This window comes from Haloechinothrix alba (genome assembly GCF_900188115.1).
GTDB classification, from domain to species: Bacteria; Actinomycetota; Actinomycetes; order Mycobacteriales; family Pseudonocardiaceae; genus Haloechinothrix; species Haloechinothrix alba.
Window position 1 is genome coordinate 184,651 of the sequence record NZ_FZNW01000008.1, and the last position, 23,697, is coordinate 208,347.

Annotated in this window: 18 protein-coding genes; 9 read left to right on the forward strand and 9 right to left on the reverse strand. The window is 69.0% G+C overall.

Features of this window, described 5'->3' with window-relative positions; genetic code table 11:
- Positions 1–3 precede the first annotated feature (3 nt).
- Both CHB84_RS09775 and CHB84_RS09780 read left to right on the forward strand, forming a co-directional pair.
- The gene (locus CHB84_RS09775) at positions 4–951 is read left to right on the forward strand and encodes an ArsA family ATPase (RefSeq protein ID WP_089301262.1); all 948 of its coding nucleotides are present in this window, start codon (positions 4–6) and stop codon (positions 949–951) included.
- Between the two features lie 109 nt (positions 952–1,060).
- Positions 1,061–2,050, forward strand: a complete 990-nt coding sequence (locus CHB84_RS09780; RefSeq protein ID WP_089301263.1) for a rod shape-determining protein — start codon at positions 1,061–1,063, stop codon at positions 2,048–2,050.
- 147 nt (positions 2,051–2,197) lie between these two features.
- On the opposite strand, the gene CHB84_RS09785 is transcribed toward CHB84_RS09780, so the two are convergent.
- Together CHB84_RS09785 and CHB84_RS09790 are read right to left on the reverse strand one after the other, a co-directional pair.
- Positions 2,198–5,107, reverse strand: coding sequence for an FtsW/RodA/SpoVE family cell cycle protein (locus CHB84_RS09785; protein ID WP_217898503.1), 2,910 nt, complete (start codon positions 5,105–5,107; stop codon positions 2,198–2,200).
- A complete protein-coding gene (locus CHB84_RS09790; RefSeq protein WP_089301209.1) occupies positions 5,091–6,446 on the reverse strand; it encodes a hypothetical protein in 1,356 nt (451 codons plus the stop codon). Before CHB84_RS09790 ends, CHB84_RS09785 begins: the two co-directional genes overlap by 17 nt.
- Positions 6,447–6,810: 364 nt before the next feature.
- On the opposite strand from CHB84_RS09790, the gene CHB84_RS09795 reads away from it, so the two are divergent.
- Both CHB84_RS09795 and CHB84_RS09800 read left to right on the forward strand, forming a co-directional pair.
- Positions 6,811–7,437, forward strand: a complete 627-nt coding sequence (locus CHB84_RS09795) for an alpha-ketoglutarate-dependent dioxygenase AlkB (protein ID WP_089301210.1) — start codon at positions 6,811–6,813, stop codon at positions 7,435–7,437.
- A 79-nt stretch (positions 7,438–7,516) separates the two neighbouring features.
- Positions 7,517–8,479, forward strand: coding sequence for a pseudouridine synthase (locus CHB84_RS09800; RefSeq protein WP_089301211.1), 963 nt, complete (start codon positions 7,517–7,519; stop codon positions 8,477–8,479).
- A 210-nt stretch (positions 8,480–8,689) separates the two neighbouring features.
- Here the strand turns inward: CHB84_RS09800 and CHB84_RS22865 are convergent, their stop codons facing one another.
- From CHB84_RS22865 to CHB84_RS09815, 3 genes are all read right to left on the reverse strand, one after another.
- Positions 8,690–9,661, reverse strand: coding sequence for a tetratricopeptide repeat protein (locus CHB84_RS22865; protein WP_089301212.1), 972 nt, complete (start codon positions 9,659–9,661; stop codon positions 8,690–8,692).
- Positions 9,585–11,534, reverse strand: a complete 1,950-nt coding sequence (locus CHB84_RS09810; protein ID WP_089301213.1) for an AfsR/SARP family transcriptional regulator — start codon at positions 11,532–11,534, stop codon at positions 9,585–9,587. The genes CHB84_RS22865 and CHB84_RS09810 overlap by 77 nt, the downstream gene beginning before the upstream one ends.
- An 87-nt stretch (positions 11,535–11,621) precedes the next feature.
- Positions 11,622–12,575, reverse strand: a complete 954-nt coding sequence (locus CHB84_RS09815) for a threonine ammonia-lyase (RefSeq protein ID WP_089301214.1) — start codon at positions 12,573–12,575, stop codon at positions 11,622–11,624.
- A 211-nt stretch (positions 12,576–12,786) separates the two neighbouring features.
- On the opposite strand from CHB84_RS09815, the gene CHB84_RS09820 reads away from it, so the two are divergent.
- Positions 12,787–14,142, forward strand: coding sequence for an ATP-grasp domain-containing protein (locus tag CHB84_RS09820; protein WP_176439888.1), 1,356 nt, complete (start codon positions 12,787–12,789; stop codon positions 14,140–14,142).
- A 7-nt stretch (positions 14,143–14,149) separates the two neighbouring features.
- Complete coding sequence (locus CHB84_RS09825; RefSeq protein WP_089301216.1) at positions 14,150–14,782, forward strand: protein-L-isoaspartate(D-aspartate) O-methyltransferase; 633 nt, start codon at positions 14,150–14,152, stop codon at positions 14,780–14,782.
- Between the two features lie 3 nt (positions 14,783–14,785).
- On the opposite strand, the gene CHB84_RS23495 is transcribed toward CHB84_RS09825, so the two are convergent.
- The 4 genes from CHB84_RS23495 to CHB84_RS09845 all read right to left on the reverse strand — a co-directional run bounded on the left by CHB84_RS23495 (position 14,786) and on the right by CHB84_RS09845 (position 18,821).
- Positions 14,786–15,667 carry a lysozyme gene (locus CHB84_RS23495; protein WP_425432293.1) on the reverse strand — a complete coding sequence of 294 codons (882 nt, stop codon included), beginning with the start codon at positions 15,665–15,667 and terminating at the stop codon, positions 14,786–14,788.
- A gap of 1,116 nt (positions 15,668–16,783) precedes the next feature.
- Positions 16,784–17,599, reverse strand: a complete 816-nt coding sequence (locus CHB84_RS09835; RefSeq protein WP_089301217.1) for an ArsR/SmtB family transcription factor — start codon at positions 17,597–17,599, stop codon at positions 16,784–16,786.
- Between the two features lie 142 nt (positions 17,600–17,741).
- A complete protein-coding gene (locus tag CHB84_RS09840) occupies positions 17,742–18,095 on the reverse strand; it encodes a DUF4190 domain-containing protein (protein WP_245818652.1) in 354 nt (117 codons plus the stop codon).
- 117 nt (positions 18,096–18,212) lie between these two features.
- Entirely contained in the window at positions 18,213–18,821 is a 609-nt protein-coding gene (locus CHB84_RS09845; RefSeq protein ID WP_089301219.1) for a hypothetical protein, read from the reverse strand.
- A gap of 185 nt (positions 18,822–19,006) precedes the next feature.
- Between CHB84_RS09845 and CHB84_RS09850 the strand changes: the two genes are divergently transcribed.
- The 3 genes from CHB84_RS09850 (at position 19,007) to CHB84_RS09860 (ending at position 23,690) form a co-directional block, all read left to right on the forward strand.
- A complete protein-coding gene (locus CHB84_RS09850) occupies positions 19,007–20,275 on the forward strand; it encodes a sensor histidine kinase (RefSeq protein ID WP_089301220.1) in 1,269 nt (422 codons plus the stop codon).
- Between the two features lie 73 nt (positions 20,276–20,348).
- A complete protein-coding gene (locus CHB84_RS09855; RefSeq protein WP_089301265.1) occupies positions 20,349–20,996 on the forward strand; it encodes a response regulator transcription factor in 648 nt (215 codons plus the stop codon).
- A 78-nt stretch (positions 20,997–21,074) separates the two neighbouring features.
- Positions 21,075–23,690, forward strand: a complete 2,616-nt coding sequence (locus CHB84_RS09860; protein WP_089301221.1) for an SEC-C metal-binding domain-containing protein — start codon at positions 21,075–21,077, stop codon at positions 23,688–23,690.
- The last annotated feature ends 7 nt before the right edge of the window (positions 23,691–23,697 follow it).

A 23,697-nucleotide genomic window follows, 5' to 3' on the forward strand; every position in this document is an offset into this window, starting at 1 on the left:
GACGTGGCGACCCCGGGCGATGCCCCACCGATCGTCATCATCGGCGGTAAGGGAGGCGTCGGCAAGACGACGGTCGCCGCCGCGACGGCACTCACCCTCGCGGATGCCGGGCGACGCACGCTCGTGCTGTCCACCGATCCGGCGCACTCGCTCGGCGACGCCCTCGCGAGCCGGCTGGCCGACCGCCCGAAGCGGGTCGCTCCGCGGCTGTGGGCGGCCGAACCGGACGCGGACGCCGCCGTGCGAGCCAGGGTCGGCCAGGTCACCGACGACGCCTATGCCGCACTGCCCCGCAAGATCATGCCGGCCGTGCAGCGGCACCTCGAGACGGCATCCAACGCTCCCGGTATGACCGAGTCCGCGCTCAACGACGTGTTCATCGAGTATCTGGAGCGCGTACCGCGGGACTGGGACCACCTCGTGGTCGACAGCGCTCCGACCGGACACCTGCTGCGCATGCTCGAGCTACCCGCGTTGCTGACCCCGTGGGTGCGCGGGCTCGCACGGCAACGCGAGCGGGCCGTCGACGCCGACAGGTTCGCCACCGGCGTGCTGGGCACAGCCGACGAGGCGGACGACCCGTTGCTCGCGCGGCTGCACGCGAGGCGGAGGAGACTCGAAGGGGCCGCGGACCGGCTTCGCACGGAGGCCACAGTGCACCTGGTCGTGCTGGCCCGCCACATGGTGCTCGCAGAGAGTGCTCGTGCGGCGACGTCACTGACCTCGGCAGGGTTCGTCCTCGGCGACGCCGTACTGAACCAATCACCATCCGAATCGGACAGTACGTGGCACGAGCTGGCACGCGAGCAGCTCGGCGTGCCCGGTGTGGTAGAGCTCGCCGCAGCAGACTCCGAGCCGATCGGTCCGGAACGACTGCGTGCGCTGGGAGTTGCTCTGACCGAGGGAGGGTTCCCGCGCGGCGATCACCGCACGAGTACAACGAATAGATAGCGACGTCGCCGGTGATCTGCCGCACACGCCGGTATGTGTCGTAAGGTCACAGGATCACCTCGGTGAGTGCACAACCGTGCTGAGCGTACAGCGGTGTTGGGAGGCTGTGGTGGGTGGATTCGGTATTGATTTCGGCACTGCGAACACGGTCGTGGGCCAGCCCGATGCGGGAATCGTTCTCGATGAGCCGTCCGTCATGCTCACCCGGGCGAACGAACCGTACCGGGCGATCCGGGTAGGAAAGGAAGCTCGGGAGCTGATCGGGCGAACTCCGGCCGGGTTCGCCACGGTCCGGCCGATGCGTGACGGTGTCATCGTCGATCTCGAGTCGGCGCGCGCCTACATCGGCGCCATCATCCGGAAGGTCACCGACCGGTGGCAGCGCTGGATGCGCCCCCGGGCGGTGATCGCCGTGCCTGCGGGCGCGACCACCCTGGAACGTCGCGCGCTGCTCGAGGTCGCCCACGAGGCGGGGCTACGGAAGGTCGCGGTATTGCCGGAGCCGGTATCGGGCGCGTTGGGCTCCGGTGTCAACCCCGTCGAGCCACGCGCGCACCTGGTCGTGGACGTCGGTGGCGGTACCTCCGAGATCACGGGCTTCTGCTTCGGCGGCGTCCTGACCCACCGCAGCTGCCGGGTGGCTGGTGACGAGCTCACCCTGGCGCTGTACCAGCACCTGCGCGCCGAGCACCAGATCGTTGTCGGTGAGCTCACCGCGGAGGACATCAAGGTAGGCATGCACGGCCAGGACGATCCCTCCCTCGTCGTTGAGGGCCGGGATGCCGCCACCGGCCGCGCCCGTCTGGTCACTCTGGACACTGCCGAGATCATGGACGCGTTGCGCCCGACGACCACCGAGATCGTGCATACCCTCACGAGCTGTCTCGAGGACCTGCCGGCGCAGGCGGTCGGTGACGTGATGGCCGAGGGCGTGCTGGCCATCGGTGGCGGGTCGTTGCTGCGCGGGTTCACCATGCTTCTCGAGGAAGCGTTCGGGTTCCCCGTCAAGCAGTCGGAGCGGCCGCTCACCTGCGTGGCGGAGGGCGCTACCGCCGCGCTGTCCCAGCCGGACGTCGTCGCCGCCTACGGCTACTACTAGACATCCCCTGCGTGGGGCGCCCGGTCGGCACAGCCGCGGACCGGGCGCACCACCCACGTCTCCGCCAGGTCGTGCGCCGTTCTCGTCGCGGCGCGATTCGGCTCGACACACGTGCACGCCCTGCGGATGGCGTGCGGGTCCGGCACCTCAGCGGTTGTCGATGTAGTGCTCGAGTATCGCCGTCACGACCGGCCCCGAGGTCTGCGACCCGAACCCACCGCCGCGCACGAAGGTGGACACGACGATCTCCGGCTCCTCGGCCGGTGCCACCGCACTGAACCAGGCGTGCGGCTCCCCGTTGGGTGAGGAGGGATCCTCCGCGGTTCCGGTCTTGGCCACGCTCGATATCGGCAGCTCGTTGAGCTGGCCTGCCGTACCTCGCTCCGCCGAGGCACGCATGCCCTCGAGTACCGGGTCGAGCTTGTCGGCGAAGGACAGCTCCCGGGGCTCTTCGGTCTCCAGCTCGGTGAAGGACTCGTTACCGAACGCGGCGGCCAGCTGAGGCGTCACGATGTGTCCCGTCGCCAGCCCGGACGTCCACAGCGCGGAGTGCAGCGGGGTCACCGTCAGCGGCCCCTGCCCGATCCCCATCAACACGGTCGACCCGGTGTACCAGTTGCCACCGACCTGCTGGACCGAGTCCGGCGTTCCGAGGAACCCGGCGTTCTCCCCCGGCAGATCGATCCCGGTCGGCCTCCCGACACCCAGTTCCTCTGCCACCGTCGCGATCTTCTCCGGCCCCAGCTCGAGTGCCAGCTTGTAGAAGTACACGTTGTCCGACATGGCGATGGCATCGACGAGGTCGTGCGGCCCCATGGGGCGCCAGTTGTCGAACGTGTGCCCTCCGAGTGAGAAGCTGGCCCCGGTAGGCACCACTCGATCGGGTGGAACCGCGTCGTAGACGGCGTTGGCGGCGGCGACCACGATCTTGAACGTCGACCCGGGTGCCACGGGCACCTGTGACACGTGGTCGATCATCGGCAGGCCGGATCCGTCCATCTCCGAGGCCAGCTCGGCGTCGTTGATCGGCGGGACGTAGACGTTGTTGTCATAGGCGGGCACGCTCGCCTTGGCGAGTACCGCCCCGGTACGCGCGTCCATGGCGACCGCGCCACCGAGGTCCCCGCCGCTCTCCTCGATCGCGTCCGCCAGCGCTTCGTTGGCCACACGCTGCATCTCAGCGTCGAGGTGCAGCCGGAGATGCTCACCGGGAACCGGGTCGGTTCGACCGGCAGCGGCAGCAGGCCGGCCGTCGGGCTCGACGTAGACACACTGCCAGCCGTCCGTCCCGCGCAGGATCGCGTCGTACTGCTGCTCCAGCCCCGCCCGGCCGACCACCGAGCCGAGCGCCAGCGACGGTTGCCTGCTCATGTCGGCAGGCGTGCCCACGCCGACGAATCCCAGCGTCGGGCCCAGCACCGAACCGAGCGGGTAGTCCCTGCGCTGGGAGGGCATCACCAGTACGCCAGGCAGTTCGGACTCGGCGAGCCGGTCACCCACCTCCGGCCGCACGGTCGCGATCTCGACGTGCAGCTCGGACGACTCGGAGACCTGCTCGACCGCGTCCGCGAGCTCCCCGGCGGGCTCGTCGACGATGCCGGCCAGCCGCGCGATCGCGTCGCTGTCACCCTCCGGGAACAGGCCAGGAACCACGTGCACCTCGCTGCGCTCCTGGTTGGTGGCCAGCGGCTCGCCCGTGCGGTCCCGGATGTCTCCTCGCTCGGCAGGCAGCCGGATGCACCGGGTCATCTGCTCCTCGCTCGTCTGGCGCAGCTCATCGCCGCGTGCAGACTGGACGTGCCAGGCGAACCAGGACATCGCGGCGAGGGTCGCGCTGAGCAGCACGGCGCCGGTGCGTGCCCACCGCGGGTGTCGCCGCTTGGGCGGCGCGGGCGCCCACAGCGGCCGGTCCAAGCCGTCCCTGCGCGCGGCGAGTACCAGGCCGAGCGCGACGAAGTGCACCGTGGCGGTGGTGCCGCCGTAGCTGAACAGCGGGATCGGCAGTCCGGTGTGCGGCAGCAACGTCAGGTTCGCCGCGATCGACACGAACGCGTGCAGGCCGAACATCGCAGCGACGCCCGCGGCTATCAGCGCGGCCTCCGGGCTCCGTGTCATCCTGCTCGCCAGCGCCGCGCGCCACACGAGGACCAGGACCGCGGCGATCACCGCCACACCGGCCAGCAGGCCCCACGCGTGCACCACGCTGGCGAACGCGAGGTCGTGCTCGCTCTCCGGCACGTACGAGGCACGCAGGTCGAACAGCGGGTCACCCGCCCGCCCGAACAACCCCCCTGCGGCGATAGCGATCTCGGCCTGCAACGCGGCCCAGCCTGCACCACTGGCGTCCCGCGCACCCGACGCGAAGGACTCCAGCCGGTCGAGCTGGTACGGCCGCAACACCAGGAGGACCAGGGGCAAGGACGCCAGGGCGATACCGAAGATCGGAAGGAGCGGCAGCAACGGCACGCGGGCGAGCACCACGGTGAACAGCACGAGCGAGGCGATGACAGCGGCCGTGGACAGGTCGGGTTGCGTCGCCACCAGCCCGACGGGTACCGCGGCGAAGGCGAGGGCACTCCACAGCCGCCACCACGAGTAGCCACGCGCCAGCTGGTGCACAAGGAGCAACAGCACACCCAGCTTGGCGACCTCGGAGGGTTGCACGGAGATCACGCCGAGATCGAGCCACCGCTGGGCCCCCTTGACCTTGTCCCCCACGAGCGGGACCGCCAGCAGCATCAGCACAGCGGCCAGGTAGACGGCCCATGCCAGCCGTGACAGCGCCTGCACACGCAGCCGGGCGAGCAACACCATCGCGACAAGGCCCGCGGCGCCGATCACACCGTGCCGCACGGCATGTTCGGCCATCCCGAGCGCGAGCAGGTTCAGCAGCCCCAACCCGACCAGCACCGCAGCGGCGGCCACGATCCACGGGTCGATGACCCACCCGCCCGGATGCGTCGCCGCGGTCGACGGGCCGCTCAGCCGGCGCTTGTGCGCGCCACCGCGGCCGGGACTGCCGTTGCCCATGAGCGCCCTTTCAGCACGTGCCACCATCGGCGGGAATCTCGAGCGGCTGCGACGACACCCGCACCGGCTCCTGCGTCACAGCCATCACCGCGAGCGAGGACGACTCCGGCAGCTCCGGCCTGCTGATGCCGTACACCTGGCCCCACCCGGACTGCGCCGTGACCGCCATACCGGGCTGTTCCTCGACCGAGTCGCTGCAGCGGTCGACCACGTGCAGGGACCATTCCACGGCACGGTTCGTGCCCTCCCGATCCATGTGCACGTCCACCCGGAGCGGGCACGCCTGCCCCGGCTCACAGGTTTCTTCCAGGAGTTCCACGGCGACCTCGGTGATGGGATCCGCCTCCTCCGGAGCCAGCAGCTCGACGTCACGTGGCGTCCGCGCCGCCCCTTCCCCCCGGTCGCCGGATCCTTGCGCGCCAGAAGTCTCGCCGTCCGGCTCCGCGTCGCCTGCGTCCTCCTGCCCGCCCGGTTCCTGCGTCACAGGGGCGAGCTGGCGCTGCGGCTCGTCCGAGGACATCAGCGCGCCCCAGCCCCGCTGAATGTCCGACACCACGTTGGGCAGGCCCCACAAGCTGCCCGCGGCCACGAGCCCGGCGACGAGACCGAACACGAGTAGCCACCGTAGCCGCGCGACCGGTTTGCTGTGCCACGCGCGCCGCCGCGATCTGCGCCAGCCCCGCAGCCGCAGGTCGGCGCCGTGTGTCTCGCTCCTCGACCAGGATGCGGCTCCACTCTGGTCCTTTTCGGACTGTTCATCGTCCAGCTCGGGTTCGCGCCCAGCTATCGCTCCCGCCAGCGAGGCGAGCTCCGCGCGCAGGATGTCGATCCGGTCATCCGGTACATCGCGCAACAACCGCGTCGCCGCCTGACGCACATGCTCGGCGAGAGCACCCACATCGTCGCCGAGCTCGTCGAGACCCTGTACGAGCAGGTCCGCTTCGTCCCGCTGGCGCACACCGTCCCGCCGCGCGCTGGCGGCGAGCTTGCGCACCAGACCGGCCACGTGGTGGGTCACGGATCGTCCGTGCCCGACCTCGCCCGGCTCCTGCCCGTCCGGTTCGCCCTGCTGCTCGGTATCGACTCCGTCGCCGGTCGCGATGACGACGCTTCCCGACCCGGTGAGCAACACCCGGCGATCGGTGAAACCGGCCGGGTAGCGGCCGCCGCGTCGCAAGGCCTCCAACTCGACGGCGAGATCCCGGGCGAGCAGGCCAGCTTGCGCCGGGGTCAACGTCGCCACCGCGAGCAGCCTACTGAGGGCCGTGCCGGCGTGTTCGGCTCGCTCCACACCGGCTTCCGACTCGTGCGAGCTCTGCTGCGTAGCCTCCGGTTCCTGCGGTTCGGTGGAGCTGGACTCTGGCATGGACAACCCCTCACGACGCCGGACTCGTTGATTCATTATTTCGAGTTAGGGCGCGTAAGCACAGGGCTGTCCGTGTGTCTGCCAAACTGTTACCTGTGCACTTCGTGCACATCCGGGAATCCCGCACCACACCTGGGTCCACTTCGGTGGAACGCCACCGTGCGACACGCTCGGATTACCGAGTGTCGCGCGCCGGAATTCTTACTCCTGTATCAAGGCCACGCACCACATCCGGCCGCAGGGCACCGGGCGCGACCCGCGGTCGCTCGGCGCGGACAGCACACGGGGTGCCGTTGCTTTCCGGTAACGACGAAGCCGTGTACGCTGTATCGCACACCCGTTCGATTCCCGGAGGTGAGTGCCGGTGACCGTGCCGATCCAGGCATCGATTCTCGACCAGGCAGACGAGATCGGGCTCGGAACACTCGGCCCCGTCGAACGCACACAGTTGGGCGATCGCGCCTGGGTCGACCTGCTGCCGAACTGGGTCGCCTGCGCGCAGGAGCTGTTCGAGTTCCTGTACCGGGCGGTTCCCTGGCACGCCGAGCGTAGGCGCATGTACGACTCGATGATCGATGTTCCCCGGCTACTCGCCTTCTACGACGAGCACGACCCGATGCCGCATCCCGCCCTGGAACGGGCCCGGGCTCAGCTGACCACCCACTACGCGCGCGACCTCGGCGAGCCACTGTGCACCGCGGGCCTGTGCCTCTACCGCGACGGCGGCGACAGTGTCGCCTGGCACGGCGACACCATCGGCAGGGGCGCGCGGGAGGACACGGTCGTCGCGATCGTCGCGCTCGGCGCGCAACGCCCCTTCCTGCTGCGCCCACGCGGCGGCGGCAGGAGCCTGCGTTACTCCATCGGACACGGCGACCTGCTGGTGATGGGCGGTTCCTGCCAGCGGACGTGGGAGCACGCGGTCCCGAAGACGAGCAAGCGCGTCGGTCCCCGCATCAGCATCCAGTTCCGGCCACGAGATGTCCGCTGACCAGGGCTGCGGCCACGCTCCCGAGGTACTCGCGGCGTCACAACCCGACCGATCCGCTGGGGATCGCTCCGCACACCGGATGCGCTATCCTGCCCGCGTGCCGCACGGAGCAGTCGAACCGCCGCCGACGCCGGACGGGATCCGGCCGGCGCGGTTGCGGCTTCCAGCCACCGGACGGTGGCGGACTCTGCGGGAGTACCTTCTCGACCGCTTTCCCGCGGAAGGGCCGCAGCGTGTCGATGCGCTCTTTGCCGAGCAACGGCTCGTCGACCGCGCCGGTCCCGTAGCGCGGGAGGCCCCGTTCGTACCCGGTGCCACGCTCTGGTGCTACCGGGAACCGCCGAGCGAGGTCCCGGTGCCGTTCGAGGTTTCGATCGTGCATCGCGACGACCGCGTGCTCGTCGCCGACAAGCCGCATTTCCTGGCCACGACGCCACGAGGATCGCACGTACTCGAGACGGCGCTGGTCCGGTTGCGCCGCGAGCTGGACCTTCCGGAACTGACGCCCGCGCACCGGCTGGACCGGACGGCCGCAGGCCTGGTCCTGTTCGTGCTCCGGCCGGAGCTGCGTGGCGCCTACCAGAAGCTCTTCCAGCACGGGCTGGTGCACAAGACCTACGAGGCGGTCGCTGGGTACCCACCCTCGGCGGCATTGCCCCGGACCCTCCGAAGCCGCATCGTCAAGCAGCACGGCGATCATCGGGCCCGCGAGGTGGACGGGCCTGCCAACAGCAGCACCCGGGTCGACCTGCTCGAGCACCGTGACGGCCTCGGTCGCTACGGGCTCGTGCCCGCGACGGGTCGAACCCACCAGCTGCGCGTCCATATGGGCAGCCTCGGCGTACCGATCCTCGGAGACGAGCTGTACCCGCGCCCCACAGGCAAGGCGCCCGACGACTTCAGCAGGCCACTACAGCTGCTTGCCCGTGGACTGGCGTTCACCGACCCCGTGAGCGGTGAACCGCGCCGGTTCGTCAGCGATCGTTCGTTGCAGGCATGGACGGCGTACGCGGAGTGGACGCGCTCACCCGCGAACCGGTGAGCAGCTCGAGCACCGCACCGTCATGGCAGACGAGCTGCACGGCGATCACGCCGGGAGAGACGTTGATGACACGCCTGATGCGGCGGAACCCGAGTAGCACGTTCGCCTGGTGCCGGGGGCAGTAAACGGTGAACATCACGGTGAATCCCCTTTCTCCGGGAGCACTCACCACTGTGTGCCGCACCGCTGATGGTGTGCTGACGATCGCCGCTACATCGCCACCCGGTAGGCGCTGCTGTCGCCGAGCGGCCGTTTCACCCGACCGGCGATGCCCTCGATATCGGCTGCCCATGCCCGGACACGCTCACGCGCATCCCCGGCCATCAGGGCCTCCGGCTCCCCGAGACCGGCCTCCACACGGTCCACCTCCGGGATCTCGCCGTGCGGGCGCGGCGCCCCGGCACGCTCCCGTAGCTCCCGGGCTGCCGCAAGCAGCGTGGCGACCTTCTCCGTCTCGTAGACCGTCAGGGCAAGACCCTCGAGAGCGAGCGCGACCGCGCGACGGTCCCTGGTGCGTGCCGCATCGTGCAGGGACCGCATGTGCCAGGAGTACGCGGTGCCGGTGTCCCCGCCTGTCACGCTGGCGAGCCCGATGGCCGCGCAGGTGAAGGCACTACCGGCATGCGAGCTGATCCCCCGGTAGTGCCGCAGCGCGGCCTCGTGGTGCACCAGGGCGTCGTGTGCGTGACCCGCACGCCGCAGCACCAACCCCAGCCCGTTGTTGGCGTAGGCCACCGTGTTCGGCTTACCCAGCTGACGCCCCAGGTCACGAGCGTTCCGCAGGAACCGGAGGGCGGCATCGAGCTCCTCGCTCAGGCCGAGCAGGTTGCCGATCTTGACAACCTGGTACGCGTGGACGTCGCGCATGCCGAGCTCCTCGGCGATACCCGCCATGTCCTCGCGCGCCGCGCGAGCCCGCTGGTAGGAGCCCTCCATCTCGTCGAGCCCGGCCAGCAGGTCGAGTGCCTGCAGCTCGCCCCACCGGTCCCCTGCCGAGACGAACCCCGCCCTTGCGGTCTCCGCGTGGTGCCGCGCGCGCCGGGTACTGCCGTTTCGCGACGCGTCGATACCCGAGGTGAGCCGTGCGGCTGCGATGTACCACTCGTCATCGAGCTGCTCGGCCACCGTGTTGATGCGCGCGAGGAGGTGACCGCCCCGTTCGGGCTCGCCGCGCTGGAACACGTGATCTGCGGTGAGCAGTGCGATCAGCCTCAGACCACTGTCCCAGTCCCGTGTCGGCGTCGACGAGAGCACCGCGAGGCAGCGTCGCAGTGCCTGCTCGGCGTCGACGTCGGTGAGCGCGAGGGCGTCCCGCCACGCCGACGCGGTCCACCGGCCGGGCGAGGTCGCCGCCACGGACCCCGTCCGGCGCGAGGGCGTGCGCCGCGTCGAGACCCCAGGAGCCTTCGATCAGCGACAGCCTGGCCAGTAGGTCGCGCTCCTGCTCGCCGAGCAGCCTCCAGCTGCGCTCGATCGTCTCGATCAGCGTGGACCCACTTCCGTGCTGCAGGAAGTCCTGGTCCGCCCGCAGGTGCGCGGCCAGGTCCGACAGCGTCAGACCGCCGAGCAGCCCTGCGGCGACCTCCATCGCGAGCGGGATGCCGTCGGTGCGGCGCACGATCGCGGCGACCTCGCCGAACGCGGCCTCGGACAACGCCTCGGCGTCGAGTCCGGCTCTGGTGCAGAACAACGCTACGGACTCGGCCGCGAGGTAGTCCTTCCGCGCGGCCTCGACCGGGGGCAACGCCAGCGGCTCCAGCCGCAGGACGGCCTCACCGGCGAGCCCCAGCAGCACACGGGTCGTGACGACCAGGCGTAGCTCGGGGCACGCCGCCAGCAGGTAACCGGCCAGCTCGGCGACCTCGGCCACGACGTGTTCCCCGCCGTCCAGCACGAGGACCATCTCGCGCGAGCCGATCCGGTCACGCAACCTCTCGACGGCACCCCGCCGGCTGTCCGTGGTCAGCCGCTCGTCACTGCCGAGGTTGGCTCCTTGCCTGTCACGGAACGTCCGGAGGACGGTGTCGGCGATCGTCGCCGAGTCGTTGGGGCAGTCGATCGTGCCCGCCACCGAGCCGAGGTCGGTGAACCACACCCCCTCCGCGGGCTCGGTGAGCCGGGTGAGCGTGTGCACCACGAGCCGGGTCTTACCGATGCCGCCCGGCCCGGTCACGGTCACCAGGCGCTCCCTGGCCAGCAGGTCCTGCAGGTGTTGCCGTTGCGGCCCGCGACCGATGAACTCCGTCGACTCGGCAGGCAACCAGCCGGCGGGCCCGTGGCCGGTATCCGCTACCGGTGCGACCTGGTCGTGCTGGGCGAACACGTCCGCGTGCGCCGACTCCAGCTCGGCACCGGGGTCGATGCCGAGCTCGTCGCGCAGCAGCCGCCGACCAGCGCGGTACACCTGCAGTGCTTCCACCTGCCTGGCTTGCCTGGCGAGCGCCCGCATCAGCAGGGCACGCAGCGACTCCCGCAGCGGGTGTTCGGCGAGCACCTTCGCCAGCTCATCCGGCAGTCCCGGCCGCCCGCCAACGGCCAGCCACGCCGTGGCATGCATCTCCACCGCGTTGAGCCACAGAGCCCGGTAACGGTCGGCGGCTGCCGCCGCGAACGGGTAGTCGCGGTGTTCGGGCAGCGGCTCGCCACCCCACAGCGCCAGCGCCTGCTCGAGCAGCGCGTAGGCCCGCGCCGGATGGTTGGCTTCCAGCGCACCGCGCGCCCTGGCCACGAGCCCGGCGAACCGGTCCGCGTCCACGGTGTCCTCGTCGGCCGAGATACGGTAGCCGCCGTCGCGCGCCTCGAGTAGCCTGCGCCCCCGCTCCGCGTCGGCGGGCGCCAGTGCGCGACGCAGGCTCGAGACCTTCGCCTGCAGGGCGTTGCGAGCCTTGCTCGGCGCCGCGTCACCCCACAGATCCTCGATGATGCGGTCGGCCGGCACGAGCCTGCCCCCGTTGACGAGCAGGTAGGCAAGCAAGACACGCTGCTTCGCACCGGGAATGTCGAGCTCGGTGGATCCGTCCCAGACTGCCAGCCGGCCGAGCACCTCGAACCGCATAGTGGCAGGCTACTCTCGCCCACCGACAACCGCGCGCGATTTTCCGGCGGCAGGACGCGGGCCGGTACCGCGCGGCCTGCCGCCCGGCTACGGCGTGCCGTCCGCGTACCGCTCCCCCAGCCACGCCGCGCCCGAGTCGCCACCGGTGAGCACCGTCGCGCATCGTCTGCCGGGCAGCTCGTGCGTGGCGAGCGCTGCTATCCCGGCCGCTCCCGCGGGCTCGAGCAGCACACCGAGGGTCTCGGCTGCGAGCCGCTGCGCGGACCGTAACGCCGCATCGTCGACGAGCACGATGTCGTCCACGAGCGCGCGCACACGCTCGACGGACTCCGGGATGGGCGCAGGGTTGCACAGCGTGGTGGCGACGGTGTCCGTTGCGCCGTCGGTGGTGACCCGGCCGGTTCGCCACGCGTGTGCCATCGCCGGTGACCCTGCCGCGCATACCCCGATCACGTGGACGCCCGGCAGGTGGGTCTTCAGCCACATCCCGACTCCGGAGATCAGTGCACCGTCGCCGACGGGCACCACGACGGAGTCGAACGCGGCGGCTGTACCCAGCTCGAGCCCGATCGTTCCCGCTCCTTCCGCGATACGGGGGTGCTCACCGTCCCGCACGAGGGATCGCTCGGGGCTCTCCGCGGCGTACGTGGCCGCGGCCCGGCTCGAGTCGCCGTCCACGACCGTCACGTCGGCACCCAGCCCGCGCATCCTGGCCACCTTCACCGGATCCACCCGACGCCCCACGAAGATCGAGACGGGTACCCCGAACGCGCGACCTGCGTAGGCCATCGCCTGGCCGAAGTTGCCCGCGGACGCGCACACCACCGTGTGCGCTCCCTCCCACTCGCGCATCAGCGTCCACGCGCCGCGTCCCTTGAAGCTGTGCAGGGGGTTCGCGGTCTCGAGTTTCACGAGCACCTGCCGTCCCAGCGCCTCGCACAGCTGCTCGTCGACGAACTGTGGGCTGTCGCGCAGCACCGGGTCGAGCGTCCGGGCCGCGTGTTCGATGTGCTCCGGAGCCAGGTCCAGGTCGGCGATCATGCGTGCACACTAGAGCATCCGGAGTGATCGGGCACGTGATTGTCCCGAACCCCGGACCGGACGTACCGGTTGACACGATCAGGTCACGGTCACCGCAGGTCAGCTCTGTGCCAGAATGCCACCGAATGAACATGATTCTCACGTTCTTTACCGCTGGGGGTTGTGGACGACGGCAGTACCGGTGGGTCCGGTGCGGGGCGAGACGGAGTGGGTGAGTGACTTGGCAACGTTGCTGATGATCGAGAGCTGGATGCGGTCCACCGGCCACAGCCTGCCCGGCGTCATCAAACGTCTGGGACATCGCTACGTCCTGCTCACAAGGGATCCCGACCTGTACCCGGCCTGCCCGGACGGGCAGACGCACCCCGTCGTCGCCGAGGCGGACGAGATCGTGCGGGTGGACACCAACGACACGGCACGCCTGGTCGATGCCTCCCGCGCTGTGGCTACCCGCGACAGGATCGACGGCGTACTCACCACATGTGATTACTACCTCGAAGCGGTGGCCGAGGTCGCCGACGCTCTCGGGTTGGCCGGACCGTCCGGTGAGGTCATGCGCGTGGCGACCCGTAAACACCTCGTCCGCAAGGCCCTCCAGGATGCCGGGTTGGCCAACCCGGCCTTCGCAGTCACCCGGACCTGGGAGGACTGCCTCGCCGCGGCCGCGGAGATCGGGTACCCGCTCGTCGCCAAGCCGACCGACCTCAACGCGGGGACCGCCGTACGCCGGATCGACGACGACGCGAGCCTCAAGGACGCGTTCTGGGAGATCACCGGCACCGAGCGCAACACACGGGACCAGCCGCTCGAACGCGCAGTGCTGCTCGAGCAGCTGATCGACGGGCAGGAGCTCAGCGTCGAGGCAGCCACCTGTCACGGCGAGACCACGATCATCGGGATCACCGACAAGACTGTCACCGGCGCGCCGGCGTTCGTGGAGTCGGGCCACATGTTCCCCGCCCTTTTGGACCGGGAGGAGGCCAGGGACGTCGAGGCCTACGTGCGCGCCGCTCTCGACGCGATCGGGTACACGCACGGGTTGACACACACCGAGGTGCGGCTGACCCCGAACGGGCCTCGTATCGTCGAGATCAACCCCAGGCAGGCGGGCGGGTACATCTTCGACCTCGTTCACCGCGTCACCGGAACCCACCCGCTCGAGCTACTCGTCGAGCTCAGTCTCGGCAGGAACCCGCAGGTCGGCACCGCCTCGGCACCGACCCTGACCGCCGAGGCCCCTTCGGGAAGCGCCGCTGTCTTCTTCGTCATGTCGCCCGTCGAGGGCACCCTCCAGGAAGTGCACGGCACGGCACACCTCGATGCCGATCCCGCGGTGGTGCGGTGGTCCGTTCCCACGCCCGCCGCGATCCGCCGCCCGCGTAGCAACGACGCCTACCTCGGCCACGTCCTTGTGGTCGATCCGGCGGGGCGCGCGGCACGGGAGCGCGCCGAGACCGCGGTCGGCGGGCTCGCGCTGCGGCTGACCGACGGCAGGACCGTGGCACCGGTCGGTGTGCCGAGCGGGCTCGTGGCAGGCACGCCACGTCCTACCATGGAGGCAGGGTGACCTGAGCATGACTGGAGTGTCGTCGGCGGAGGATCTCGCCCGCGCGGTCCGCGCGAAGGGAGTGCGGGACGAGCGGGTACTCGACGCGTTGCGCCGCCTGCCGCGCGCCGCGTTCGTACCGGCCGAACGAGCCGGCTCGGCCTACGTCGACGAACCCGTCCCCATCACCCACGACCAAACCTCGACGCAGCCGTGGTTGTCAGCCAGGATGTTCGAGGCGCTGGAGCTGTCCGGTACCGAGCGCGTGCTCGAGGTGGGCACGGGTAGCGGCTTCGCGACCGCGCTGCTGGCCCAGCTGGCCTCGGAAGTGGTGACGATCGACCGGTGGCAGGACATGGTCGAGCGGGCCGAACGCGCGCTCGCGGAGCAGGGGGTGCGCAACGTGACCGCGCTCGTCGGTGACGGCAGTGCCGGGGCGCCCGATCATGCGCCGTTCGACGCCATCGCCGTCTCCGCGGCGTGCCCGCACGTACCGGCGCCGCTTGCCGAGCAGCTCCGGCCGGGTGGCCGGATCGTCCTTCCCATTGGCCCCAGTGGCCAGGAGCAGGTCACGCTTCTCGAGCGCAACGACGGCGGCCTGGTCACTCGCGAGACGATCGCCCCAGCCAGGTTCGTACGCCTGCAGGGGCGCCACGCCTGAGTCTCACTCGAGCAGCCCGCCGCGTGCGAGCTCGACCAGCTCCCGGTAGCTGCCGTTGAACTCGTTCTTGTCCAGCGGGCTGTCGGTGTACTGCCAGATGGTGTACTCACCCCAGCCCGGGGGGAGCTCACCGGCGTCATCCGCGTAGCGCGCGATCCACAGCGGTACTGTCTCGTCGAACCCGTGCCGGGTACCCACGCATCGCTTCCACCACTTGGTGTTGGTGTAGAAAACGGGATAGCGACCGGTGCGCTCGTGGTACGTGTCGTGGAAGTCCTCGATCCAGGACACCATGGCGGACTCGGTCATGCCGAAACAGGTGGGGCCGTACGGGTTGAACTCGATGTCCAGCACACCGGGAAGCGTCTGCCCGTCGGCGCTCCAAGCCCCGCCGTTGTCGACGAAGAAGTTCGCCTGCGCCGCTCCGCTCGACTCGTTCGGAAGGGCGTAATGGTAAGCGCCTCGGATCATCCCGACGTCGCGCGCTCCGGCGTACTGGTGCGCGAAGTCGGAGTTGGTGATGTCGGTGCCTTCGGTGGCCTTGATGTAGGCGAAACGCTTGCCCTCGTCCCACCAATGCTGCCAGTCCACCCGGCCCTGCCAGCCACTGACGTCGATGCCGTGCTGCACGACCGAGTCGTCCCCCTTCACCAGCTCGACAACGGTGTCCGCCGCATCCGCGAGCTGGTCTGCGATGTCCGGCTGCTCCTCGGTGGTCTCCTCCTCGGTGGTCGCTTCCTCGGCGCCGTCGTCGTCGGCTGTTTCGTCACCGGATGGCTCTTCGCGCGGGGGTGCCGGCGCGGGCTCACTCTCGTCCCGTCCGGACTCGACAGTGGCGCCGCCGGTATCGGCATTCGCGACGGGCGGGACGGCGCGCTGGGGCAGCGCCAGTATCCTGGCGTCCTCCGGGCGGGGTTCGGCCTGCCATTCCAGCAGCGGCACCGGAATCTCGAATGCCTCTGTCGTCTCCGCCAACCCGTCGACGGGCACCGGCAACTCCCGCTCCGCGAAGGAGCTCCCCTCCGGCAACGGCGCGGGCAGATCATCGGAGGCCGACAGCGGCATTTCGACGGGGCCGGACGGCGCCGGTCCGGCCTGGGGCGGTGCCGGTTCGGGCTCGGACGGCACCGCTTCGGGTCCGAGCGGGCGCGCGGCCTCCGGAACCGGTGCGGCTTCCGGCTGCGGCAGTGCCAGTATCCTGGCCTCCTCCGGGCGGGGTTCGGCCTGCCATTCCAGCAGCGGCACCGGAATCTCGAATGCCTCTGTCGTCTCCGCCAACCCGTCGACGGGCACCGGCAACTCCCGCTCCGCGAAGGAGCTCCCCTCCGGCAACGGCGCGGGCAGATCATCGGCAGCGGCCGCCAGACCCGCGAGCGGAACCTCGACCTCCTCCGGCGCCGGTGCCTCCGGTTCACGTGCCGGACCCGGCAGTGGCGGCAACGTCACGTCGTCCTCGCGCATCGCACCGGATGACTGGCGCGCCTGCTCGTATACATGCCGCCAGAACACGCTGTCGTGCCGTCGCGACTCCGCTTCGTCGACCAGGTCGCCGGTTGCCGCGAGTTCGCTAGGCGCCAGAAGCTCCGCCACATGCGCGGCGTCCGTGCCAGCGCGGCCGGGTAGGACCGATGCGACCAGCGCGATTCCGGCGGCCGCGGCGACGGCGTCACGCCAGAACGTGCTCTCCCGCTGCCCGGGGTCTTGGGGCATCGAACTGGTCCTCCACGGTGCCACCCGGACCGGTCATGCCTCGCAGGCAGCGATTGAGGTGCTGTTTTCACGGTCAGTGAAGCATTGTTACCCACCTCGTGCGCTTTGTCACTAGTTCGCGTGAAATACCGTTCGCCAGACTGCGCACCGCATGAGGTAGAAATCTCCGGTGAAGCCCGGTTTCAGCGTCATGCGCGCGGTGCGGCAGCCCTCCTGCCTTTGCACGGTTGAAACCTCTGTTACCTGGTCTTTTGCGCACACAGGGACATAGTGCGTGCCTGCCGGCAATGGCTATCGCTCCACCCCCTGCCGTTCCGAGAGCCACGTCCCCCCTTCGAGTACTGTCTTCAAACCCGAAAGGATCATGACCCATCCACCGCTGACGCTTTCCAGCATCTTGCTGTCCGGGCTGTCGAAACCGTCGTGGGTGATCGTCAGCTTGACGCCCAGCTCGGGCACCTCGGCCGGCTCGATGTCGAACGTGACCCTGGACCGCTCCTTGCGCGCCTCTTCGAACTCCTCGTCGGAGTCGAACAGCTCACGATGCATCGGCTGGAGCGTGTGCCAGGTGTAGGACAGCCGCTTGCCGGGCTCGGCCTCGAGCACCCGCTGATCGAGATCCTCGAACTCACCGTCCGGCTGTGACTTCCACAGCACGGGCGAGCCCACCTGCCAGTCCGACTGTGGACCCGTGTTGCCCATGTAGACCTTGATGAACTCGGGGTCGGTCAGCGCCTGGTACAGCTCCTCGGCGGTGGCCTGGATATAGGTCACGTAGACGAACTCGGGTTTGCTCATGACAGTTCCTTCCAGGGAGTGCTTGAGGTGGGCCAGCGCGACCATGTGTCCACGCTCGTACTGCCTGATCCACCGTTCCGCGATCTGGTGAATGGGCACCGGGTTGAGGTAGTGCAGCTTCTGCCTGCCCTGCCACACCGTGGTCACGAGGCCGGCTGCCTCCAGCACTGCCAGGTGCTTGCTCACCGACTGCCGGGCCATATCCAGCCCCGCGCACAGCTCCCGCAAGCTCTGACCGTTGCGAGCGTTCAGGCTGTCGAGCAGCCGCCGGCGGCTGCCGTCGGCCAGCGCCTTGAACACCTCGTCCATGAACCTCACCCAGTCATGCAACCGTTTGGCTGCATGACTATTTACGCAGCCAGGCGGCTGCATGTCAAGTGGTTGTCCGGCACCGGCACTCCCGTCGACTACCGCGCCCACGGCACGTAACGGCGACAGCTACCCATCCCGCCTACAGTTCGCCCGCTTCGCGTTCGACACCCGCACTGATCCGATCCAGATCCTCGCCGAGCTCGTCGAACGCGCCGAACACGACGCTCATACCCCAGATGCCGAGAGCGATCGCGCAACCGCCGAGCAGCCCGCCGATCACCGACATCGTCTTGTTCGTCGCCACCCCGCGGCGTGCTCGGCCCCACCCGAGGAAGCCGAACAGCACCGCGAGCACCCCGAGCGTGAAGCCGATGAACCCGGTCAGCGGGACCAGCCCGAACACAAGGCCCACGAACGCCAGAACGAGCGCGGTAATGCCGAAACCGTTGCGGGGCTCACGCGTCCGCGAGGGAGTATCCTGCTCCTGAGTCATGATCATTCCTTTCTCGACAAGTACCCGGCGAAGCCCGTACCGACGGTTCAGCCGGGGAAGTACACGAAGCTGGGTGAGCGGCACGCCACTGGTTCCAGTGGTTTGCCTGCGCGCAGCTCACGCGAGTGAGTAGAAGGCACGCGTGTCGCCGAACTCGAAGGTCTCCTGGATCCGGATGGTCCCGCCGTCCAGTTGATCGGCAGGCACTGAGATGCACACGTTCCCGCTCACGTCACCGCCCGGGTACGTTTCCCCGGTGTCGTCGAGCGGATCAGGAACCACCCCGCAGTAGTCGTCCATCGACTCGCCACCGAAGGTGTTGCCGGCCGAGCCGACGACGGCCCAGCTGAAGTCGAGCCAGGCCGTGCCGGACTCCTCACCGTGGTAGCTGGCATCCACGCTGAACATGACGAACTGCCGCCCGTCCGCAGGTGCTTCGTTGAACTCGTTGGCAGCCAGAACCTCGTCGGTAGCGTCCGGGTTCACATCGGTGACCGCGAGCGACCACTCCCCCATCTCGATCCTCGTGCCGATCTCCAGTGGATTGGCGCGGGTGCCGTACTCGCTCTCATCTTCCTGAGCCTCACTGTCACCGTTCTCGCTACCGTTCTCGACGGTCTCGTCGTCGATCACGTCGGCCCCGGATCCCGATGCGGGACCCGTCTGGCAGCCGGCAAGCATGAACATGACCGCTGCGCCTGCGAACAACGCGGTCGTGCGTTTCATAGCTGATGCTCCTTCGCGAATGTCGTCGGACGTTCCGGATAGCCAGAAGCAAACCGCACAGCGCCTGCGCGCCGCGTCGACCGCAGGCATGGAGACAGCTACGACCAAAGTCGTCCCCCCCTGCCGGGAATGTCAGCCCTTCCTCGGATGCGGAGTTGTCGCACTTCGGTCGTAGGCTGCGCGGTATGACCGCAGCTACCCGGGACACCATTGCGCCCTCCGCCGGGCGAGCCCGGGCGCGCCGCGTCAAGGACGGGGTCGTCACCACGCTCGTCATCGCAGCCAGCGTGTTCAGCAGTTTCTTCGTACTCGGAGCGCAGGTGTTCGCCGAGGTGCCCGACGACCTACCGCCCGCCTGGCTGGCGACAACCAGCTTTCTCACGGCCGTCGGTGCCGCCATCGCGCTGCGATGGCGGCACCGCCACCCGGCACTCGTGACCGGTATCGCGATCGTGCCGCCGTTGCTACTCATCGCCGAGGCGCTGGCGGCGCTCATCGCGCTCGCCGCCCTGGCGGCCAGCCGCCGGGACCACGTTTTGTGGGCTGGTACGACCTTCGTCTTCGTGGCGACGATCCTCGCGGTCGAACGGGACGCGAACAGGCATCCGGAAATCTCGGTGATGCAGATGTTCGCCGGGGCGGAAACAACGGCCGAGCGCGTCGACGTGCCGCTGTTCGCGGTCATCCTGACCGCCGCGGTGCTGACGTCGGTTCCGGTGGCTATCGGCCTGTGGCGGAGTACGCGCAGGGATCTGAGCCGCCGCGACGTCAAGGAACAGCAACTGCGAGCCGAGGTCGCCAGACAGGAGGAACGCTCCCGGATCGCCCACGAGATGCACGACGTCCTCGGCCACCGGCTGTCCATCCTGTCGCTGCAAGCCGGCGCACTCGAAGTCAGCGGGGCGGACGCGGGTTCGCGAACCGCCGAGGCTGCACGCTCGGTGCGTAGCACGGCCAAGGACGCGCTCGACGATCTGCGACACGTGATCGGGGTGCTGAAGGAAGGGCAGCTACCGACGGGTGAAGCCGGTCCGGCCGAGCCCGAGCGACCGCAGCCCACGCTGGCCGACATCCCCGAGGTGATCGCGTCGTCTCGGCAGGCTGGTCAGCCGGTCAACACGACGATCCTGATCGACGATTCCTCCGCAGCGCCCAGCGCGCTCGGCGCGGCCGCCTACCGCATCACCCGGGAAGCTCTGACGAACGTCGTCCGGCACGCACCGGGCGCCACCACGGAGGTGACCGTGCGGGGTGGACCAGGAGCCGGGCTCAGCGTCGAGGTTGTCAACACGCTACCGGACGGCCCGCCGACGGAGGCATCGACGGGCAATGGCACCGGCTTGCCCGGCGTCCGCGAGCGGGTCTCGCTACTCGGTGGCACGGTCAGCGCGGGCGCCACCGAGGAAGGGACCTTCGCGCTCAGTGCTTGGTTACCGTGGCCGCGACCATCGTGATCACTCCCGCACTTACCATGGCGAGGTGACACACGGCACTGCGCGGCAACAGGAGGACAGGCGAGAGCTGAAGGTGCTCCTCGTCGACGACGACCCGATGGCCCGCACCGGGGTATCCATGATTCTGAACAGTGTCGACGACATCACGGTCGTCGACGAGGCTACCGACGGGGACCAAGCCGTAACGCTCGTACACCAGCACGCTCCGGACATCGTCCTCATGGACGTGCGGATGCCTCGAATGGACGGCATTCGCGCGACCGCGGAGGTGGTTGCCGCACCGCGATCGCCCAAGGTCATCGTTCTGACCACGTTCGACTTCGACCAGTACGCTTTCGACGCCCTCGCAGCAGGCGCCGCGGGCTTCCTGCTCAAGGAAGAGTCGCCGCAGGACATCATCAACGCCGTCCGGGTCGTTGCCAGGGGTGATGCCATGCTTTCCCCGCGCATGACGAAGAGCCTCATCGCGCACTTCGCTTTGGGCGCCGCGAACGCGAATCGCGCACGAGCCCGCGAAGGACTGGGCGCGCTCACCGAGCGAGAACGCGAGATCGTCACCGCTGTCGCCCAGGGCAAGTCCAACGCCCACATCGGCAACGAACTTCATCTCAGCGAGGCGACCGTGAAAACCCACATCACCCGCTGCTTCCACAAACTCGATGTGGGCAACCGGGTGCAACTGACGATCTTCGCCTACGAAGCCGGCCTGGTCACACCGTGACGGACCGGCCGGATCACCAGCGTCGGTAGGACGACAGCCGAATCCCGACCGCCAGCCGTGCAGGAGTACGTTCGGCGTATGACCGAAGCAAACCTCACGGAGTACCCGGAACCGGCAGGCTCCGTCATCGAGGTGCTTGCTCAGCACGGGTCGCTGGCCGATGAGGAGCTCATCGCCGAGCTGGCACAGCGCGGCATCACGATCGAGGACCCGGGCCGGGTCGTCACGGAATCAGCAGACAACGTGCCGGTGGTGCCGCTGGTCGACGGTCGATGGGCTTGGCTGCCCAGCCTGTTGGATGGTCGGATACTCACGCGCCGCCTTACCGGCAACGAGATCAGCCACGACCTACTGCACACGAACCCGGACCTCGATCCCCTGTCCTACCTGCTGGAGCTACCGTGCTACCAGCGGCTGACGGACGGTTCGCGAATCATCGAGGTGCTGCCGGGGATCAACGACGGGGTGCTGGCCGAGCGCGACATCTCGTGGGACGCCATAGGTGAGTACGGTAGCTTCCTGCTTCCGGCAGGAACACTGCACGCGATGGACGTCTACGAAGGGGACCTCGTAGGGCTGCGTGTGACGCCGGAGGGACTGCGGCTGGAATCCGTCACCGAGCCGCAGGAGACGGCCGATGCGGCAGACTCGCTCGGTCAACGGCTCCGCGCTCTGCTGCCCGACGACCCGGAACAACCCGTGGAGATCCATGGCGCCATCTGGACGGCCTGCGCCGACGATCCCGAGCTGTTCACGCAGGCAATGGCGCCGCTCGGTGCGCTTGTGGGCTCGCTCGGGTTCTCGTGCGACGGTGAGTGGCTCGCAGCCGAAGGCTTCGACTTCGCTCACTGGCGAACCGAGACTCAAGGCCGCAGCATCGCCCGGCGTTACGACCTGACTGACGAAGAGGCCCTCGCCGTACAGGTAGCCGTCACACTCCACCGACGGTGCGCCGCACTGCTGGCCGCCGCCTCTACCGGAAGCGATGAGGAAGCCGGCGCCGCCGAGCCCGCCGGTGCTTCCAGGTCGGGCGAGTTCGCTGCTCCGATCGAGGATGACGACGGCGAGGTCATCCGGGCGGCTGCGGCGGCACTGGCCGAACCGGCCGTAGCCGACGCTGTGCTGCGCGAGGCCACCGGAATGGACAAAAGTGAGGCGGCGGCACTGGGGCTGTTCGCCGAGACGGTCGAGCCGCTCGCCCCTCGCGAGGCTCGCCCCGCACTACGGTGGTTGCGCGCGAAGGCGTTCGAGCTGCTCGACGACGTGGAACAGGCCGAGCGTACCCTGGAGTCGGCAGGAACCCTCGATCCGGAGTGGCCGCTGACACTGGTGGATCTCGCCCGCTACGCGGGCGACCGCGGGGAGGCTACTCGCGGCATCAACCTGCTGAGGCGAGCAGACATGCCACCCGACTTCCCACTGCGGGAGGTGCTCGAGCGTTTCCAGCCGACCCAGCGAACCGACCTGGGACGCAATGACCCGTGCTGGTGCGGTTCCGGCCGCAAGTACAAGAAGTGCCACCCGGACGGGGAAACACCTGGTCTTGAGGAACGGGCAGCGTGGCTGTACGAGAAGGCCGCCATGTTCCTCTCCGACAGCACCTGGACATCCCAGCTGATCACTGCCGCGGCCGAGCGATCCACCTACGACGACTCCGAGGATGCACTGTTCACCGCGATGAATGACCCGCTGGTCACGGATGCGGTGCTGTTCGAAGGTGGCGCGTTCTCCCACTTCCTCGCCACACGCGGCGCACTACTGCCGGATGACGAACAGCTGCTGGCCGAACAGTGGCTACTGGTGGACCGGTCCCTGTTCGACATCGAGGACGTCCGACCGGGCGAGTGTGTCATTGTCCGCGACTTGCGCACCGGGGACGTCCACCAGGTGCGTGAGCAGACAGCCAGCCGGCAGCTGCGACGTGGCGACCTGGTGTGCACTCGCGTCGTCCCAGCGGGCGAGACCGCGCAGTTCTTCGGCGGCATCGAGCCCGTAGCTCTGCACCAACGCGACGACCTACTCGAGTTGCTCGACTCCGGTCCGGAGGCCGATGAGCTGGTCGCTTTTCTCACCAGCCGCTTCGCACCTCCGGCGCTCACGAACACCGAAGGCGACCCGCTTGTTGTCTGCGAGGCCACGCTCCGAGTGAGCGATCCCGCGGCGCTGTCCGGCACCCTGGATGCCACATATGACCGGAGCGACGGCCCCGATGACGGCGACGGGGCCGAGTGGTTCGAGCACGTAACTGCGCACGGCATGCAACAGGTCCGTACGTTCCTGCGCTTGCGGGAAGGCGAACTCTCCGTCAGCACCAACAGCGAGAGACGTCTCGACCGCGTGATCACCATGCTTCGCTCACTTGACCCGGATCTCCGGGTGACGAACGAGTCGAGGCAACCCATACGCGACACCCGCCAAGCCTCCGAGTACGCAGCGAACCACCACATCGGTGACCAATCACTCGACCATGCCGATCCCGAGGTCGCCGCGACGCTGCACGAGGTTATCCGGGATTACGAGCGAACATGGCTCGACGAACCGCTGCCCGCTCTCGCCGGGCTCACCCCACGCCAAGCCGCCGATGACCCGACCCGCCGGGACGACCTGCTGCGGTTGCTCGACTCGTTCCCGGTCGATGACGACAATCCCGGAGCTATGAACCCCGACCGGCTACGCGCTGACCTGGACCTCTGATAACGGC